This window comes from Streptomyces sp. NPDC023157 (genome assembly GCF_055560575.1).
In genome coordinates, this window is the sequence record NZ_JBVHIL010000003.1 from 769,824 (window position 1) to 787,302 (window position 17,479).

Genomic DNA, 17,479 nt, shown 5'->3' on the forward strand with positions numbered 1-17,479 from the left:
CGGATTGCGCTGCGCGCCACACTGCCACCGATCGTGCCGCGCTGGGTGGCGATCGACCAAGATATGCGGATATCTGTCGCTCGATGCGGTGAACGCCGCGACGGGCGACCGGACAGGCGTGCGTGACCCGCGGTCAGACCGCGTCCCGCCCCGCGTCCACCGCCCCGGCCGGTGCCGTCCGCAGGATCGTCCCGACGGCCCGCTCGATCTGCCCGTCCGTGAGGTCCGCGCGCGCGGTCAGCCGCAGCCGCGAGATGCCGTCCGGAACCGACGGCGGCCGGAAGCAGCCCACCCCGAGACCCAGTTCCCGGCAGTCCGCGGCCCACCGCAGCGCCTCCTGCGGCCCCGGGGCACGCACCGACACCACGGCCGCGTCCGGGCGGGCCGCGGTCAGCCCCGCCCCGGTGAGCAGCGTGTACAGGCTCGTCGCCACGCCGCGGGCGCGGGCGGCGAGCCCCGGCTCGGCGGCGATCAGCCGCAGGCTCGCGAGGGCGCCGCCCGCGGCGGCCGGGGCGAGCCCGGTGTCGAAGATGAAGGTACGGGCCGCGTTGACCAGGTGCTCGATGACCCGGGCCGGTCCGAGGACCGCGCCGCCCTGGCTGCCGAGGGACTTGGAGAGGGTGAGGGTGGCGACGACGTCCGGGTCGCCCGCGAGCCCCGCCTCGTGGAGCGCGCCGCGCCCGCCCTCGCCCAGGACGCCGAAGCCGTGGGCGTCGTCGACGACCAGGCCCGCGCCGTGCGCCCGGCAGGCCGCGGCCAGCTCGGCGAGCGGCGCCCGGTCGCCGTCCACGGAGAAGACGGAGTCGCTGACGGCGAGCGCCGGGCGCCCCGGGTGGGCGCCCAGGGTCTTGGCGACGGCCTCGGGGTCGGCGTGCGGGACCACGGCCGTCTCGGCGCGCGCCAGGCGGCAGCCGTCCACGATCGACGCGTGGTTGCCGGCGTCGGAGACGATCAGCCCGTCCCGGACGGAGAGCGCGGTCAGCGCGGCCAGGTTCGCGGTGTAGCCGGAGGAGAAGACGAGGGCGGCCTCGAAGCCGCTGAACTCGGCGAGTTCGCGCTCCAGGCGCGCGTGCAGCCGGGTGGAGCCGGTGACGAGGCGTGAGCCGGTGGCGCCCGCGCCCCAGCGGCGGGCCGCGTCGGCCGCCGCCTCGGTGATCTCCGGCCGCCGGGTCAGCCCCAGGTAGTCGTTGCCCGCCAGGTCGAGCAGTTCGGACTCGGCGGCCCGGGGGCGCAGCGTACGGACCAGCCCCGCCCGCTCCCGCTGCCGTGCCGCGGTGTCCGTCCAGGCGAAGGCGGCCGTGCGCGGGTCCCGTCCCGCGCTCGGGTCCTGCGGGTCCTCGGCGTACGACGGCATGGCGGATCCTTTTGTAGGCAGCGCACAGACCCTAACGGTCGCGGGCCGAGGTCAGGGTGTGGCCATACACACACCTCAAACGGGGTCGTTTGTTCAGTTCCTCCTTGGCCGAGGGGCGTGCGGTACGCCAGGATCAGCGCTTATGGACCTGCTGAACACGCTGGTGGACAAGGGGCTGCGGCGCGAGTCGCCGAGCCGTGAAGAAGCGCTCGCCGTACTGGCGACCTCCGACGACGACCTGCTGGATGTGGTGGCCGCCGCGGGCAAGGTGCGCCGACAGTGGTTCGGGCGGCGGGTGAAGCTCAACTATCTGGTCAATCTGAAGTCCGGCCTGTGCCCCGAGGACTGCTCGTACTGTTCGCAGCGGCTCGGCTCCACGGCGGGGATCCTCAAGTACACGTGGCTGAAGCCCGACGAGGCCTCCGCGGCGGCCGCCGCCGGAGTCGCGGGCGGCGCGAAGCGGGTCTGCCTGGTGGCGAGCGGACGCGGCCCGACGGACCGTGACGTCGAGCGGGTCGGCAGGACCATCGAGGCCATCAAGGAGGAAAACGAGGGCGTGGAGGTCTGCGCCTGCCTCGGACTGCTCTCGGACGGCCAGGCGGAGCGGCTGCGGGAGGCCGGCGCCGACGCGTACAACCACAACCTGAACACGTCCGAGGCGACGTACGGGGAGATCACCTCCACCCACACCTACGCGGACCGCGTGGACACCGTGCAGAAGGCGCACGCGGCGGGCCTGTCCGCCTGCTCGGGCCTCATCGCGGGCATGGGCGAGAGCGACGAGGACCTGGTCGACGTGGTGTTCGCGCTGCGCGAGCTCGACTCGGACTCGGTGCCGGTCAACTTCCTCATCCCCTTCGAGGGCACCCCGCTCGCCAAGGAGTGGAACCTCACCCCGCAGCGCTGCCTGCGCATCCTCGCGATGGTCCGGTTCGTCTGCCCGGACGTCGAGGTACGGATCGCGGGCGGCCGCGAGGTCCATCTGCGCTCGATGCAGCCGCTGGCGCTGAACATCGCCAACTCGATCTTCCTCGGCGACTACCTGACCAGCGAGGGCCAGGCCGGCCAGGCCGACCTCGACATGATCGCGGACGCCGGCTTCGAGGTGGAGGGCGCGGGCACGACGACGCTCCCCGCGCACCGCGCGGACGCGGTGGCGGCCGCTGCCGCCGCGGCGGGCGGCGGATGCGGGTCGCACGCGGAGGCGGCCGGCGGCGGCTGCGGGTCGCACGGCTCGGCCGGTGGCGGCTGCGGTCCGTGCGGCGGCGCGGCGGCCGAGGAGGCGGCCCCGGCCGTCTCCGAGGCCAGGACCGACCTGGTGGCGGTGCGCCGCCGGGGTGCCGGTACGGACCTCGCGCCGAATGCGTAACGACGAACTGCTGGCCCTGGACCGGGCGCACGTCTGGCACCCGTACGGCCCCATGCCGGGCCGCGCGGAGCCGCTGGTCGTGGACTCCGCGTCCGGGGTACGGCTCCGGCTCGCCGAACCGGCCGAGGGCCAGGACGAGTTGATCGACGGCATGTCGTCCTGGTGGTCGGCCATCCACGGCTACAACCACCCCGTCCTGAACGAGGCGGTGCGCGGCCAGCTCGACCGGATGAGCCACGTCATGTTCGGCGGGCTCACCCACGAGCCCGCCGTCCGGCTCGCCGCACGCCTCGTGGAGATCACGCCCGAGCCCCTGCGGCACGTCTTCCTCAGCGACTCCGGCTCGGTCTCCGTCGAGGTCGCGGCCAAGATGTGCCTCCAGTACTGGCGCTCCGTCGGCCGCCCCGGCAAGCAGCGGCTGCTCACCTGGCGCGGCGGCTACCACGGCGACACCTGGCAGCCCATGTCGGTGTGCGACCCGCAGGGCGGGATGCACGAGCTGTGGTCCGGCGTCCTGCAGCGGCAGGTGTTCGTCGACGCGCCGCCGGCCACGTACGAGGAGTCGTACGCGGATCTCCTCCGCGAGGCGATCGGGCGGCACGCGGACGAACTGGCCGCGGTGATCGTGGAGCCGGTGGTGCAGGGTGCGGGCGGCATGCGCTTCCACTCCCCCGCGTACCTGCGGGTGCTGCGGGAGGCCTGCGACGAGCACGGTGTCCTCCTCGTCCTCGACGAGATCGCGACCGGGTTCGGGCGGACGGGGGCCTTGTTCGCCGCCGACCACGCCGGGGTCTCGCCGGACGTCATGTGCGTCGGCAAGGCGCTGACCGGCGGCTATCTGTCGATGGCCGCGACGCTCTGCACGAGCCGGGTCGCCGAGGGCATCTCGCGCGGCGAGGTCCCCGTGCTGGCCCACGGCCCCACCTTCATGGGCAACCCGCTGGCCTCGGCCGTCGCCCTCGCCTCGATCGACCTGCTCCTCTCCCAGGACTGGCAGGTCGAGGTGAAACGCGTCGAGGCGGGCCTCCGCGCGGGCCTCGCGGACGCGGCCGGCATCCCGGGCGTACGGGACGTCCGCGTCCTCGGCGCGATCGGCGTCGTCCAGCTCGACCACGAGGTCGACATGGCGGCGGCGACGCGGGCGGCGGTCCGGGCGGGCGTGTGGCTCCGGCCCTTCCGCGACCTGATCTACACGATGCCGCCGTTCGTGACGAGCGACGAGGACGTGTCCCGCATCGCGCACGCGGTACGCGAAGCGGCGCGAGCGGGCTGACCAGCCCGAGCCCCCGCATCCGGACCACCCCCGAAAGGACCCCCATGACCGTCATCGTCGTCACCGGCACCGGCACCGAGATCGGCAAGACCATCGTCACCGCCGCCCTCGCCGCCACCGCTCATGCCTCCGGCCGCTCCGTCGCCGTGCTGAAGCCCGCTCAGACGGGCGTCGGGAAGGGCGAGGCGGGGGACGTGGACGAAGTGGGCCGGTTGGCGGGGGCGGTGGTGGGGGCGGAACTCGCGCGCTTCCCCGAGCCGTTGGCGCCGAACACGGCGGCGCGCCGCGCGGGGATGGCGCCGGTCACCCCGGCGGAGGTCGCGGAGGCGGCCAGGAAGCTGGCGGAGGAGCACGACCTGGTCCTGGTGGAGGGCGCCGGCGGTCTCCTCGTCCGCTTCGACGAGCAGGGCGGGACGCTCGCCGACGCGGCCCGCCTGCTCGACGCGCCGGTGCTCGTCGTCGCCCCGGCGGGGCTCGGCACCCTCAACTCCGTGGCGCTGACCGGGGAGGCGCTCCGGGCGCGCGGGATCGAGCAGTTGGGCGTGGTGGTCGGCAGCTGGCCCGAGGCGCCGGACCTGGCGGCGCGGTGCAATCTGGCGGACCTGCCGCGGGTGGCGGACGCGCCGCTGCTCGGCGCGGTTCCCGCGGGCGCCGGCGCCCTCGACGCGGCGGAGTTCCGGGCGGCGGCGCCCGGTTGGCTGGCCGCCGCGCTGGGCGGGCGCTGGGACGCGGAGGGGTTCACCGCGCGGTTCGCCGAGCCGTTCACGGCGGCGCCGGAGGCCTGAGCTCCGTACGCTGGCCCGCATGCGTGCTCATGTTCAGGAGATCGTGTTCGACTGTGCCGACCCGGCCGCTCTCGCCCGGTTCTGGTCGGCCCTCCTCGGCGGGGCTCCGGTGGACCGGAGCCCGGACTGGTCGTACGTCGATCCGCCGGGGTTCGTGCGGATCGCGTTCCAGCGGGTGCCGGAGGGCAAGGCGGTGAAGAACCGCCTGCACCTGGACGTGGAGGTGGCCGACCCGGTGGCGGCGGCCGACGAGGTGCTGCCGTGGGGCGCGCGCCGCTCGGGCGGTCCGGTGACGGACGAGCAGGGCACGTTCCAGGTGATGCGCGACCCGGAGGGGAACGAGTTCTGCTTCGTGACGGGCTGAGGCACGGCTGAGGACGGGGCCGGGCTGAGGACGGGCCGGGGCTGAGGACGGGCCGGGGCTGAGCCCGGCCCGAGCCCGGCGTCAGGCGTCCGCGCGGAAGGTGCGCCGGTACGCCGCCGGTGTGGTGCGCAGCGCCTCGTGGAAGCGGCGCCGCAGGTTGACCGCCGAGGAGAGGCCGACCCGGTGCGCGATGGTCTCGACCGGCAGGTCGGTCTCCTCCAGGAGCGCGCGGGTGGCCGCGAGCCGCCGGTCGAGCAGCCAGCGGCCGGGGCTGATGCCCAGTTGCTCGGTGAAGCGGCGGGTCAGTGTGCGGGCGGAGAGCTGCGCGTACGCGGCCATCTCGGCCACGCTGGTCGGCCGGTCGAGCCGCCCGGCGAGCCATTCGAGGAGCGGGGCCAGCGAGTCGGCGACCGGCCCGGAGGTGGGGAGTTCGGCGTACTGGAGCTGGCAGCCCTCCCGGTGCGGCGGCATGACCATCTGCCGGGCGATCCGCATGGCGTACGCGGCGCCGTGGTCGCTGCGTACGAGGTGCAGGCAGAGGTCCACGCCGGCCGCGGATCCCGCGCTGGTGGCGACGTCGCCGTGGTCGACGTACAGCACCCCGGGGTCGACCCGGACGCGGGGGAACCGGGCCGCGAGGGCGGTGGCCCGGGCCCAGTGGGTGGCGGCCCGCCGGTCGTCGAGGAGCCCGGCGGCGGCGAGCACGAAGGCGCCGGAGCAGAGCCCGACGATCCGCGCGCCGCGCCGGTGCGCCCGGCGGACCGCCGCGATCACGGCGGGCGGCACCTCGGCGTCGTCCGCGTGCTCGCGGCCGGGCACGAGCACCGTGTCGGCGTGTTCCAGCGCCTCCAGGCCCTGGGTGACCAGCAGGTCGTAGCCGGTCTGGGTGGGCACGGGGCCGGGGCGTTCGGCGCACACCTCGAAGGTGTAACGGGCGGGGATCGCCGGGCCGTGGTCGCCGAACACCTCGGCGGCGCAGGAGAGAGGGAAGGCCGACTGCCGGGGCTGCAGCAGGGCCACCACCCGGTGCGGCGCGCGGGACTTGGGTGACGGGCGGGACGGCGTCATGGCGCGAAAGTACCCCTTCATGTCGGTCAGGACACTGGGAACGGAGAATTGGTCCAGACCATGATCCCTGCTGTGACCACCACGCAGACCCGGGACCACCCGTGCCCCTCGCCCGTACCGCCCGCCCGACTCCCCTTGTGGGACCGGCGCTTCACCCTCTACTTCGCCGCCCGTACCGTCTCGCTGTTCGGTGACGCGATGATGCCGGTGGCCGCCGCGCTCGCGGTCGGCGCGCTCTACGGGATCTCCGGGGCCGGTCTCGTCCTCGGCACCTGGACCGGCACGTTCGTCGTCCTGGTCCTGTTCGGCGGCGTGTTCGCCGACCGCTTCGGCGCCCGCCGGATGATGATCGGCGCGGACCTCGCCCGGGTGCTCACCCAGGGCGTGCTCGCGGTCGCGTTCTTCGCCGGGCGGCCGCCGTTCTGGCTGCTGGTCGCCATGGCGGCGCTGGCGGGCGCGGCGGTCGCGATGTTCCTGCCGGGGGTGAACGGGATGGTCCCGCTGGTCGCCGCCGAACCGCAGCGGGCCAACGCCACCCTCAAGGTGGCCGACGCCCTCGCCCACCTGCTCGGCCCGGCCCTCGCGGGGCTCCTCATCACCCTGACCGGCGCCGGGACCGTGTACGCGATCGACGCGGGCACCTTCCTGCTCAGCGCCCTGTGCCTGGCGCTGATCCGGTTCGCCCCGGCCGGCCCGGCGCCCGAGGAGTCCGCGGCCCCCGCGCGTTCGCTCCGCCGCGATCTGCGGCAGGGCTGGCACGAGTTCCGCTCCCGCACCTGGATGTGGGCGGTGATCCTGATCTGGGTGGTGTACGGCGTCCTCATCTTCGGCCCGCTGGTGCCGCTGAGTTCGGCGCTGGTCGGCGCCCGGCTCGGCCCCAACGCGTACGGTCTGGCGGTCTCCTTCCTGGGCGTCGGCACGGTGCTCGGCGGGCTGCTCGCGCTGCGGCTGCGTCCGGCCCGGCCGCTGGCCGCCGGCGCGGGGGCGATGGCGCTGTACACCGCGCTGCCGCTCTGCGTGGCCCTGGACGCCGGACTGCCGCTGCTGTTCGCGGGCCACGCCGTCGGCGGTGGCGCCCTGGCGTTCTGGTCGGTGATGTGGGCGACCAGCGTGCAGACCCACACGCCGCCCGCGGTGCTCAACCGGGTCAGCGCGTACGAGCTGGCCGGATCGGTGTCGGGGATCGCGCTCGGCCAGATCCTCGCGGGTCCCGCCACCGCGCTGGCCTCCCCCGGGCGGCTGCTGCTGGTCTCGGCGGGCACCTGCCTGGCGGGCTGCGCGGCGCTGCTCGCGATCCCGGCGATCCGCGGCCTGCGCCGCGCCGATCCCCCGCGGAACATGGCAGGCTGAGAGCCCGTCACCTTGCCCACCGCCCGCCGCCCCTCGTCGACCTGGAGGTACCGCCGTGGTCCCGCCCTTCCGCTTCGCCGTCAACATGCTCACGCCCGGCACGGGGGCCGAGTGGCGGGCGCGCTGCCGCCGGGCCGAGGAGCTGGGGTACGACCTGATCCTGGTCGCGGACCACCTCGGCATGCCCGCCCCGTTCCCCTCCCTGGTGGCGGCGGCCGAGGCGACGACCCGGCCCCGGCTCGGCACCTTCGTGCTCAACACGGGTTTCTGGAACCCGGCGTTGCTCGCCCGCGAGGTCGCGACGACGGCGGCGCTCACCGACGGGCGGCTCGAACTCGGCCTGGGCACCGGCTATGTGCGGGCCGAGCACGAGCAGGCCGGCATCCCGTTCCTGCCGCCGGGCGAGCGGGTCGACCATCTCGCCCGTACCGTCGAGGAGTTGGCCGGGACCCTGAAGGGAGAGGAGGGGAACCCGCGCACCCCGCTGCTCATCGGCGGCAACGGGAACCGGGTGCTGCGGCTCGCCGCCCGGCACGCCGACGTGACGGCCTTCAGCGGGGGCCGCTTCACCGGCGACGCGGTGACGGTGCTCACCGCGTCGGAGGTCGCCGCGCGGGTGGAGGCGTACCGGGGCTTCGAGCGGGAGGCGGGCCGCGAGACGCCCGCCGAGCTCAACCTGCTGATCCAGCGGGTGATCGTGACGGAGGACCGGGCCGCCGCGGCGGCCGAGTTCCTGCCGCGGGCGCCGTACCTCACCGAGGAGCAGGTCCTCGACCTGCCGATCCTCCTGATCGGCACGGTGCGGGAGATCGCCGACCGGGTGCGCGCGCTCCGGGAGCGATTCGGCTTCTCGTACCTGACGGTGCTCGACCACGCGATGGAGGCGTTCGGCCCGGTGATCACGCTGCTGCGGGAGTCTCCCTCCGCCTGACCCCGTACGGCCGCGCACGACCCACCCCGGGCTCCCGCACGACCGCGCCGTGGCCCCCTGCCCGCCCCGGCAACCCGCGGCGCCCCGCCCACCCCGCCTTGCCCCACCCTGCCCGTCCTGACCCGTGAAACACGGTCGACGGGCGGGCCGGGCCGGTGGTGGGATGCGGGCATGGATGATCTTCGGATACGGGCCGCCGTGGCGGCCGACCTCGACGCCGTGCTCGCCTTCTGGAAGGCCGCCGCGGAGGGCACGAGCATCAGCGACGACCGCGCGGGCGTGGAGCGGCTCGTCGAGCGGGACCCCGAGGCGCTGCTGCTCGCCGAGCGGGACGGGGAGCTGGCCGGGACGGTGATCGCCGGTTTCGACGGGTGGCGGTGTCATCTCTACCGGCTCGCCGTCCACCCGGACCAGCGGCGCCGGGGCATCGGCGGCGCGCTGCTCGCCGCGGCCGAGGAGCGTTTCGTACGGCTCGGCGGCCGGCGCGCGGACGCGATGGTGCTGGACCGGAACGAGCGGGGGCAGGCCGCGTGGCGGGCCGCGGAGTACGGACCCCAGGAGCAGTGGACCCGCTGGGTGAAGCCGCTCACGACCGCCTCCGGCGACTGATCGCACCCGCTTTGCCCATCCTTTACCATGGGTGGTCAGAATTCGGTCATCCGATCAGCCACAGCGCTGCCCCGCACTATCGAAAGGTGTGAGCGTCCGCCCATGGGCGAGCCTCCCAGTAGCCGTTCCCGAAGCCGACATCGCGCGGTCCTCCCTCCCCTGACTGATCATGGGACTCGTCGAGGGACGGAGGTGAACCGATGACCGAGGTACTGCTCCTCTTCGTGGCTCTGCTGCTCGCGCTGGCCTGTGGTGCCTTCGTGGCGGCGGAGTTCTCGCTGACGACCGTCGAGCGCGGCGAGCTCGAAGCAGCCGTCGAGCGCGGCGAGCGGGGCGCCGCCGGCGCCCTCAAGGCCGTGAAGTCGCTGACCTTCCAGCTCTCCGGCGCGCAGCTAGGCATCACCGTGACCAACCTGGTCGTCGGCATGCTCTCCGAGCCGTCGATCGCCAAGCTGCTCCAAGGCCCGGTCGAAGCCCTCGGCCTCTCCCCCTCGGTCGCCTCCTCGGTGGCCCTGGTCCTCGGCACCGCCCTGTCGACCGTCGTCCTGATGGTCGTCGGCGAGCTGGTCCCCAAGAACTGGGCGATCTCCTCGCCGCTCGCGGTCGCCAAGGTGGTGGCCACCCCGCAGCGGATCTTCACCGCCGCGTTCAAGCCGCTGATCAGCCATCTCAACAACACCGCCAACCGCATTCTGCGCCGGCTCGGCATGGAGCCGACCGAGGAGCTGGCCTCCGCCCGCTCCCCGCAGGAGCTGGTGGCCCTGGCGCGCCACTCCGCCAAGGAGGGCGCCCTGGAGGCGGACACCGCGGAGCTGTTCGTCCGCACCCTCAACCTGGCCGAGCTGACCGCGGAGAACGTCATGACCCCGCGCGTCCAGGTCACCGCCCTGGACGTGCAGGCCACGGCCGAGGACGTCGCCAACGCGACCCGCGCGACCGGTCTCAGCCGCTTCCCCGTCTACCGGGGCAGCCTCGACTCGGTCGTCGGCATCGCGCACATCAAGGACGTCCTGGCGATACCGGCCGCCGAGCGCCCGCGCCGCCGCATCGGCGACATGCTGCGCGAGCCGCTCCTGGTGCCCGAGAGCCTGACCGTGGACCGGCTGCTCGACCGTCTCTCCGGCAAGCAGACGATGGCCGTCGTCATCGACGAGTACGGCGGCACGGCCGGCGTCGCGACCCTGGAGGACATCGTCGAGGAGGTCGTCGGCGAGGTGCGCGACGAGCACGATCCGCACGAGACCTCCGACCTGGCACCGGCGGGCGAGGACGCCGACGGCCGCGCGCTGTGGTCCGCGGACGGCGCGGCCCGCACCGACCAGCTGGAGGCCATCGGCCTGAAGGCGCCGGAGGGTCCGTACGAGACCCTGGCCGGCGTCCTGGCCACCGAGCTCGGCCGCATCCCGGCCGTCGGGGACACCGTGGAGCTCGCCGGCTGGCGGCTCGACGTGGTGGACGCCTCCGGGCGGCGGGCGGCCCGCGTGCTCCTGCACGCCCCGCTCCCCGGCACCGGTGAGGACACGTACGAGGAGGCGGGCCGATGATCGCGATCCAGTTGCTGATCGGCTTCGCGACCCTGGTCGTCAACGCCTTCTTCGTCGGCGCCGAGTTCGCCCTGATCTCCGTGCGCCGCAGTCAGATCGAACCGCTCGCGGAGGCCGGGGACCGCCGGGCCCGCAGCGTCATGTGGGGCCTGGAGCACGTCTCCGCGCTGCTCGCGGCGGCCCAGCTCGGCATCACGCTGTGCACCCTGGTGCTCGGCATCGTGGCCGAACCGGCCATCGCCCACCTCCTGGAGCCGGTCTTCGACGCCGTCGGCGTCCCGCACGGCCTCGTGCACCCGATCTCGTTCGTGATCGCGCTCTCGGTCGCCACCTACCTGCACATGCTGCTGGGCGAGATGGTCCCGAAGAACATCGCGCTGGCCGAACCGACCCGCACCGCGCTGGTCCTCGGCCCGCCGCTGGTCACCCTGGCGCGGGCGCTGCGCCCGGTGATCTTCGCGATCAACGCCTTCGCCAACGCGATCCTGAAGCTGCTGCGGGTGGAGACGAAGAACGAGGTCTCGGCCACGTTCTCCGACGACGAGCTGGCCCGGATGGTCACCGACGCCGGTGACGCCGGCCTGCTCGACGACCGCGCCGCCGAGCGCCTGCACGACGCCCTCGAACTGGGCCGGCGCCCGGTCCAGGACGTCGTGATGCCGGTGGAGAAGGTCGTGTACGCGCAGGTGGGCACCACCCCGGAGGAGCTGGAGGCACTGTCGGCGCGGTCCGGGTACTCCCGCTTCCCGGTGGTCGACCCGGACCGCCGGATCCTGGGCTACCTGCACGTGAAGGACGCCCTGGACATCACCCCGCGCGACCTGCCCTTCCCGGTGACGGCGCTGCGCCCGATCGCCCGGGTGCGGGCGGCGACGCCGCTGGACGACGTCCTGACGGCGATGCGGCGCAGCCGCACCCACCTGGCGGCGGTCGTCGACGAGGACGGCCGGCCGGCCGGTCTGGTGACGATGGAGGACGTGCTGCGCGAACTGGTGGGACGCCCTTCGGGGGCGTGACGCACCTCCGCGCGGAGCACATGTGGAGCACAGGAGGAAGGGCCCGGGACGCACGCCGTCCCGGGCCCTTCCGGCGTCCACGCCCGCGGGAGCGATCAGAGCGAGGTCGCCGCGATCCAGGCGTCGAGGAGGGTGGGGTCGCCGGAGCGGGTGAAGCGGGTGTCGTCGGCCGCGTACCGCCCGTGGAGGAGGAGCAGGAGGTCGGCGGCGGTGCCCTCGACGCCCGCGGTGGGTTCGCCCTCGGCGCGGCGCCGCCAGGCGAAGCCGCCGCCGCCGAGGGTGACCGTCCAGGCGGCGCCGGTGTCGGTGGCGGTCAGCCGCAGGCGCGCGCCGTCCCGGTCGAGCTGGGCGACGGGCTCGGCGACCCAGGAGAAGTACGGCAGGTTCTCCAGGAACTCCTCGATGCCGTCGGCGGCCGTCGCCGGATCGGCCGGCGCGGGCTCCCGGCCGAGGGCCAGTTCGGCGTCGGCGCGATGGACGACGGCCTCGAAGAGCAGCCGGCGCGGGAAGAACCGTACGTGCGGGTCGCCGCCGTGCGTCCACACCGGGGCCTCCGGCTCGGCCTCCCGCAGCACCCGCAGGGCGCTCTCGGCGCTCGCGGCGAGCCAGTCCGGGTAGCCGGCCGGGTCCGCCGGCAGGTCGAGCGGCACGTCCCGGGACCGGACCCGGGCGGTCGCCCGGGTGCGCACCAGGTGCTCCGCCCAGCGATGGGTGGTGCCGTGGTGCCGCACGAGATCGGCGAGGCTCCAGCCGGGGCAGCTCGGCACGGGCGTGGCGGGGTCGGCGTCGCGGACGAGCGTGACGAAGCTCTCGACGTACGAGGCGACGAGATCGCAGCGGACGGCGTGCGCGTCGCCCGGGAGGCCGAGGCCCGCCGGGACCTTCAGGAGCCGCTCGCGGCGCGGTCCGGGCGGCTGCCGCAGGGCGGCGTCGCGGAACAGGCGGTCCAGGGTCCGCCGGTCGGCGGCGGGAAGCGCGTCCAGGAGCCGCGCGGTGCCCGCGAGCCCCTGCCCGCCCGCGTCGGGGTCGTTCGCCGTGGCCAGGTCGGCCACGGCCTCGGCCAGCGCGCTCAGCAGCGCCTCACTCATTGGGGTTTCCCCTCCCAGCTCCTCCGGGCCACCGCGGCCATACCGCGCGGTACGATCGCTGGGCCATGGAGATCAATGCCACGTACACCAGTCTTGTCGCCGTGGGCGACAGCTTCACCGAGGGTATGTCGGACCGGACGCCCGACGGTTCCTACCGCGGCTGGGCCGACGTCCTGGCCGGCCGGCTGGCCGCCCGCACGCCCGGCTTCCGCTACGCGAACCTGGCCGTGCGCGGCAAGCTGATCGGTCAGATCGTCGACGAGCAGGTCGCCACGGCGGCCGCGATGAAGGCCGACGTCGTCACCCTCGTCGGCGGGCTCAACGACACCCTGCGGCCCAAGTGCGACATGGGCCGGGTGCGCGGCCTGCTCGGCGAGGCCGTGGAGCGGCTGGCCCCGTCCTGCGGACAGCTGGTCCTGATGCGCAGCCCCGGCCGCAACGGCCCGGTCATGGAGCGCTTCCGCCCGCGCATGGAGGAGCTCTTCGGGTACGTGGACGAGCTCGCCGCCCGGCACGGCGCCCTGGTGGTCGACCTCTACGGCGCCCCGGCCCTGGGCGACCCCCGGATGTGGGACGTGGACCGGCTCCACCTCACGGCCGACGGGCACCGCCGGGTCGCCGAGGCGGTCTGGCAGACCCTGGGCCTGGCGCCCGAGGAGGACTGGCGGGCCCCGCTCCCGGCGGCCGTCCCGCCCGGCTGGGCCGCCCGCCGGATCGCCGACGCCCGCTTCGCCCGGCAGCACCTGGCCCCGTGGATCGGGCGCCGCCTCACCGGCCGCTCCTCCGGCGACGGGCGCGCGCCCAAGCGCCCCGAGCTGCTGCCGTACGACGTGACGCCCGTCTCGTAGCAAGCTCCAGCCCGGACCGTGGCGCTGGCCTGCAGAAACCGCCAGTAGAATCGGTCCACGTGACAGCTGTGACTGCGAAGCCCCGCATCCCCAACGTCCTGGCCGGCCGCTACGCCTCCGCGGAGCTCGCCGTCCTCTGGTCCCCCGAGCAGAAGGTGAAGCTGGAGCGCCAGCTGTGGCTGGCCGTGCTGCGTGCCCAGAAGGACCTCGGGATCGAGGTTCCGGACGCGGCGCTCACCGACTACGAGCGCGTCCTCGACCAGGTCGACCTCGCCTCCATCGCCGAGCGCGAGAAGGTCACCCGGCACGACGTGAAGGCCCGCATCGAGGAGTTCAACGCCCTCGCCGGCCACGAGCACGTCCACAAGGGCATGACCTCCCGTGACCTCACGGAGAACGTCGAGCAGCTCCAGATCCGGCTCTCCCTGGAGCTGATGCGCGACCGCACCGTGGCCGTCCTCGCCCGCCTCGGCAAGCTGTCCGCCGAGTACGCGGAGCTGGTCATGGCGGGCCGCTCGCACAACGTCGCCGCCCAGGCCACCACCCTCGGCAAGCGTTTCGCGACCGCCGCCGACGAGCTGCTCGCGGCCTACGCGCGCCTGGAGGACCTCCTCGGCCGCTACCCGCTGCGCGGCATCAAGGGCCCGGTCGGCACCGCCCAGGACATGCTCGACCTGCTCGGCGGCGACGCCTCGAAGCTGGCCGACCTGGAGCAGCGGATCGCCGGTCACCTCGGCTTCGCGCACGCCTTCACCTCGGTCGGCCAGGTCTACCCGCGCTCGCTCGACTACGACGTGGTCACCACCCTGGTGCAGCTGGCCGCCGCCCCGTCCTCGATCGCCAAGACGATCCGGCTGATGGCGGGCCACGAGCTCGTGACGGAGGGCTTCAAGCCCGGCCAGGTCGGCTCCTCGGCGATGCCGCACAAGATGAACACCCGCTCCTGCGAGCGCGTCAACGGCCTGATGGTCATCCTGCGCGGCTACGCGTCGATGACCGGCGAGCTGGCGGGCGACCAGTGGAACGAGGGCGACGTCTCCTGCTCGGTGGTGCGCCGGGTGGCCCTGCCGGACGCGTTCTTCGCCTTCGACGGCCTCCTGGAGACCTTCCTCACCGTCCTGGACGAGTTCGGCGCCTTCCCCGCGGTCGTCGCCCGCGAGCTGGACCGCTACCTCCCGTTCCTGGCCACCACCAAGGTCCTCATGGGCGCCGTCCGCGCCGGCGTGGGCCGCGAGGTCGCCCACGAGGCCATCAAGGAGAACGCCGTCGCCTCCGCCCTCGCCATGCGCGAGCAGGGCGCCGAGCGCAACGAGCTCCTGGACAAGCTCGCCGCCGACGACCGGATCCCGCTGGACCGGGCGCAGCTCGACGCGCTGATGGCCGACAAGCTGTCCTTCACCGGTGCCGCCGCCGACCAGGTCGCCGTCGTCGTCTCCCGGATCGAGGAGATCGCCAAGCAGTACCCGGAGGCCGCCGCCTACACCCCCGGGTCGATCCTCTGACCCGAACCCCCCGGTTCTCCGCCGAGGAGCTCCAGGCCGCCCGTGACCGCGTCGTCCCCGACGTGGCCGCGGGCGGCCTTTCGGTCCTCCTGTGCGGGATCAACCCGGGGCTGATGACCGCCGCGACGGGCCACCACTTCGCCCGCCCGGGCAACCGCTTCTGGCCGGTGCTGCACCTGTCCGGCCTCACGCCACGGCAGCTCGCGCCCGCGCAGCAGGACGAACTCCTCGCGTACGGCCTGGGCATCACCAACGTGGTGGCGCGGGCGACCGCGCGGGCGGACGAGCTGAGCGCCGAGGAGTACCGGGAGGGCGGCCGGATCCTGACCGAGAAGGTGGAGCGGCTCGCGCCGCGCTGGCTGGCGGTCGTCGGGGTGACCGCGTACCGCACGGCCTTCGGCGAGAAGAAGGCGGCGGTCGGTCCGCAGGAGCGGACGATCGGCACGACCCGGATCTGGGTGCTGCCCAATCCGAGCGGCCTGAACGCGCACTGGACGGCGCAGTCGATGGCGGAGGAGTTCGCCCGCCTGCGCGAGGCGGCCGGGCTGCCGGACCGGCGCGAGGGCTGATCCGGGGGGGACGGGGTGAGCGCGGCGGCCACGTGGGTCGGCCGGCTCATGGCGGGTCGACCTCGGTCACGCACACGAGCAGCCGGTGCGTGTCCTCGGCGGCGCCCAGCAGGCCGAGCGCGATCCACCGCCCCTCCGCACGCCAGAGCTCGACGTCGGGCACGGAGCAGCTCAGCAGGGACCAGGGCTCCGGTATCCGCTCCCCGCGCTCGGCGCGCAGGAGGAGGGAGCCGAGCCCGTAGCGGTCGGGCGGGCCCCAGCGGGCGGTGAGCAGCCCGGCGAGCGCGGTCCGCTCCGCCTCCGTCTGCCCCGCCGCGGCGGGGTCCGCGGGGGCTAACTCGGCCAGGTGGTGGGCGCGCTCGCCGAAGGGGCGGGCGCGCAGCAGGTCGAGGGCGGCGAGGTGCCGTTCCAGGGTCATGGGTCCAGTAAAGCGGCAGGCACCGACAGCTGGCGGCCCGTCAGCCGGCCGGCCGCTCCGGTTCCGCACCGGGCGGCACTCGCCCCACCTGCGCCCATTGAGTAACATCCGGGCAAAGAGGCGCACAAGCTGGGAGGCACACGGTGGGGCGGCTGACCGGCGGGGATCCGTCGCTGCTGCGGCGGATCAATTCCGCGGTGGTACTCCATGCGCTGCGGGGCTCCGACGCGCTCACACTCACGGACCTGACCCGGGTCACCGGCCTTTCGCGGCCGACGGTCGAGGGGGTGACCGAAGGGCTCATCGAGGGCGGTCTGGTCGTCGAGTCGGCGCCCGAGGAGGGCGAGGCCCGACGGCAGGGCCGGCCGGCCCGGAGGTTCCGCTTCCGGGCGGAGGCGGGGCACCTGCTCGGCATCGAGATCGGCCCGCACCGCGTGGCGGCCCTGATCTCCGGACTGGACGGGCGGATCATCGGCGCGGGTTCCCGCGAGGTGGCCGAGACGGCCCCCGAGGACGAGCGCCTGGACCGCGTACGGACGGTGGTGGCCGACGTGCTGCGCAGGACCGGGGTGCCCCGGTCGAATCTGCGGGCCGTCGGGGTGGGCACGCCGGGGATCGTGGAAGCCGACGGCACCGTCCGTCTCGGCACCGCGCTGCCCGGCTGGACCGGCCTCGCGCTCGGCGAGCGGCTGCGGCGCTCCTTCCGCTGCCCGGTCATCGTGGAGAACGACGCCAACGCGGCGGCGGTCGCCGAGCATTGGAAGGGTGCCGCGTCAGACTCCGACGACATCGTCTTCGTCCTCGCCGGACTGAGCCCCGGCGCCGGTTCGCTGATCGGCGGCCGGCTGCACCGCGGCTACGGCGGGGCGGCCGGCGAGATCGGGGCGCTGCACCTGTTGGGCCGGGGCGTCACCCCCGAGCATCTGCTGTCGACCACGGACGAGCCGCTGCACCCGCTGGACGAGCAGGCAGTGGCCGAGGTGTTCGCGCTGGCCCGCCAGGGCGACGCGCGGGCCGGGGCGGCCGTGGAGCGGTTCATCCAGCGCCTGGTGCACGACGTGGCGGCGCTGGTGCTCGCGCTGGACCCCGAGCTGGTGGTGATCGGCGGCTGGGCGGCCGGTCTCGACGGGGTGCTGCAGCCGCTCCGCGACGAGCTCGCGCGCTTCTGCCTGCGGCCGCCTCGGGTGGTCCTGTCGCTGCTGGGCGAGGCGGCGGTGGGCACGGGCGCGCTGCGGCTGGCGCTCGACCATGTCGAGGAGCAGCTGTTCGCGGTGGACGGCACGGTGTCGGCCCGCCGCTGAGGCGCCCGCGCCCGCGCGCGGGGGGCCGTGGGATGCCCCCGAGGCCACACTCGCCCCTTCACCCGCGCGCGCGGGTGAAGGGCCGCGCGA

17 protein-coding genes are annotated in these 17,479 nt (G+C 74.6%); 13 read left to right on the plus strand and 4 right to left on the minus strand.

What is annotated here, in order from left to right:
• Positions 1–133: 133 nt before the first annotated feature.
• Positions 134–1,354: an 8-amino-7-oxononanoate synthase gene (locus tag ACZ3ZE_RS14425; RefSeq protein WP_467259208.1), complete on the minus strand. Its 1,221-nt coding sequence runs from the start codon at positions 1,352–1,354 to the stop codon at positions 134–136.
• Positions 1,355–1,496: 142 nt separating this feature from the next.
• Here ACZ3ZE_RS14425 and bioB point away from each other — a divergent pair, with 142 nt between their 5' ends.
• The 4 genes from bioB to ACZ3ZE_RS14445 are packed head-to-tail and all read left to right on the plus strand — an operon-like array spanning position 1,497 to position 5,145.
• On the plus strand, positions 1,497–2,723 hold the full coding sequence (gene bioB, locus ACZ3ZE_RS14430) for a biotin synthase BioB (RefSeq protein ID WP_467259211.1): 1,227 nt from the start codon (positions 1,497–1,499) through the stop codon (positions 2,721–2,723).
• The gene (locus tag ACZ3ZE_RS14435) at positions 2,716–3,996 is read left to right on the plus strand and encodes an adenosylmethionine--8-amino-7-oxononanoate transaminase (protein WP_361177955.1); all 1,281 of its coding nucleotides are present in this window, start codon (positions 2,716–2,718) and stop codon (positions 3,994–3,996) included. The genes bioB and ACZ3ZE_RS14435 overlap by 8 nt, the downstream gene beginning before the upstream one ends.
• Before the next feature lie 44 nt (positions 3,997–4,040).
• Positions 4,041–4,781, plus strand: a complete 741-nt coding sequence (bioD, locus tag ACZ3ZE_RS14440) for a dethiobiotin synthase (protein ID WP_467259213.1) — start codon at positions 4,041–4,043, stop codon at positions 4,779–4,781.
• A 19-nt stretch (positions 4,782–4,800) separates the two neighbouring features.
• Entirely contained in the window at positions 4,801–5,145 is a 345-nt protein-coding gene (locus ACZ3ZE_RS14445) for a VOC family protein (RefSeq protein ID WP_361177961.1), read from the plus strand.
• Between the two features lie 81 nt (positions 5,146–5,226).
• On the opposite strand, the gene ACZ3ZE_RS14450 is transcribed toward ACZ3ZE_RS14445, so the two are convergent.
• A complete protein-coding gene (locus ACZ3ZE_RS14450; RefSeq protein WP_363292233.1) occupies positions 5,227–6,213 on the minus strand; it encodes a GlxA family transcriptional regulator in 987 nt (328 codons plus the stop codon).
• Positions 6,214–6,285: 72 nt separating this feature from the next.
• Between ACZ3ZE_RS14450 and ACZ3ZE_RS14455 the strand changes: the two genes are divergently transcribed.
• From ACZ3ZE_RS14455 to ACZ3ZE_RS14475, 5 genes are all read left to right on the plus strand, one after another.
• Positions 6,286–7,563: an MFS transporter gene (locus ACZ3ZE_RS14455; protein ID WP_467259216.1), complete on the plus strand. Its 1,278-nt coding sequence runs from the start codon at positions 6,286–6,288 to the stop codon at positions 7,561–7,563.
• A 55-nt stretch (positions 7,564–7,618) separates the two neighbouring features.
• Positions 7,619–8,494, plus strand: a complete 876-nt coding sequence (locus tag ACZ3ZE_RS14460; RefSeq protein WP_467259219.1) for a TIGR03621 family F420-dependent LLM class oxidoreductase — start codon at positions 7,619–7,621, stop codon at positions 8,492–8,494.
• A gap of 171 nt (positions 8,495–8,665) precedes the next feature.
• Positions 8,666–9,103: a GNAT family N-acetyltransferase gene (locus ACZ3ZE_RS14465; protein WP_467259222.1), complete on the plus strand. Its 438-nt coding sequence runs from the start codon at positions 8,666–8,668 to the stop codon at positions 9,101–9,103.
• Positions 9,104–9,303: 200 nt separating this feature from the next.
• The gene (locus ACZ3ZE_RS14470) at positions 9,304–10,647 is read left to right on the plus strand and encodes a hemolysin family protein (RefSeq protein WP_361177971.1); all 1,344 of its coding nucleotides are present in this window, start codon (positions 9,304–9,306) and stop codon (positions 10,645–10,647) included.
• Complete coding sequence (locus tag ACZ3ZE_RS14475; RefSeq protein WP_467259225.1) at positions 10,644–11,663, plus strand: hemolysin family protein; 1,020 nt, start codon at positions 10,644–10,646, stop codon at positions 11,661–11,663. Before ACZ3ZE_RS14470 ends, ACZ3ZE_RS14475 begins: the two co-directional genes overlap by 4 nt.
• A gap of 95 nt (positions 11,664–11,758) precedes the next feature.
• On the opposite strand, the gene ACZ3ZE_RS14480 is transcribed toward ACZ3ZE_RS14475, so the two are convergent.
• Positions 11,759–12,751, minus strand: coding sequence for a maleylpyruvate isomerase family mycothiol-dependent enzyme (locus ACZ3ZE_RS14480; RefSeq protein WP_361177975.1), 993 nt, complete (start codon positions 12,749–12,751; stop codon positions 11,759–11,761).
• A 65-nt stretch (positions 12,752–12,816) separates the two neighbouring features.
• Between ACZ3ZE_RS14480 and ACZ3ZE_RS14485 the strand changes: the two genes are divergently transcribed.
• Genes ACZ3ZE_RS14485 through mug form a run of 3 tightly spaced genes read left to right on the plus strand, consistent with a single transcriptional unit; the run spans position 12,817 to position 15,670 of the window.
• Positions 12,817–13,599: an SGNH/GDSL hydrolase family protein gene (locus ACZ3ZE_RS14485; protein ID WP_361177977.1), complete on the plus strand. Its 783-nt coding sequence runs from the start codon at positions 12,817–12,819 to the stop codon at positions 13,597–13,599.
• Positions 13,600–13,658: 59 nt separating this feature from the next.
• Positions 13,659–15,101: an adenylosuccinate lyase gene (gene purB, locus ACZ3ZE_RS14490; protein ID WP_361177979.1), complete on the plus strand. Its 1,443-nt coding sequence runs from the start codon at positions 13,659–13,661 to the stop codon at positions 15,099–15,101.
• Complete coding sequence (mug, locus tag ACZ3ZE_RS14495) at positions 15,098–15,670, plus strand: G/U mismatch-specific DNA glycosylase (protein ID WP_467259289.1); 573 nt, start codon at positions 15,098–15,100, stop codon at positions 15,668–15,670. The genes purB and mug overlap by 4 nt, the downstream gene beginning before the upstream one ends.
• A 46-nt stretch (positions 15,671–15,716) precedes the next feature.
• Here mug and ACZ3ZE_RS14500 read toward each other — a convergent pair whose 3' ends face one another.
• On the minus strand, positions 15,717–16,088 hold the full coding sequence (locus ACZ3ZE_RS14500) for a hypothetical protein (RefSeq protein ID WP_361177982.1): 372 nt from the start codon (positions 16,086–16,088) through the stop codon (positions 15,717–15,719).
• A 143-nt stretch (positions 16,089–16,231) separates the two neighbouring features.
• Here ACZ3ZE_RS14500 and ACZ3ZE_RS14505 point away from each other — a divergent pair, with 143 nt between their 5' ends.
• Positions 16,232–17,389 carry an ROK family transcriptional regulator gene (locus ACZ3ZE_RS14505; RefSeq protein WP_361177984.1) on the plus strand — a complete coding sequence of 386 codons (1,158 nt, stop codon included), beginning with the start codon at positions 16,232–16,234 and terminating at the stop codon, positions 17,387–17,389.
• Positions 17,390–17,479: the final 90 nt, after the last annotated feature.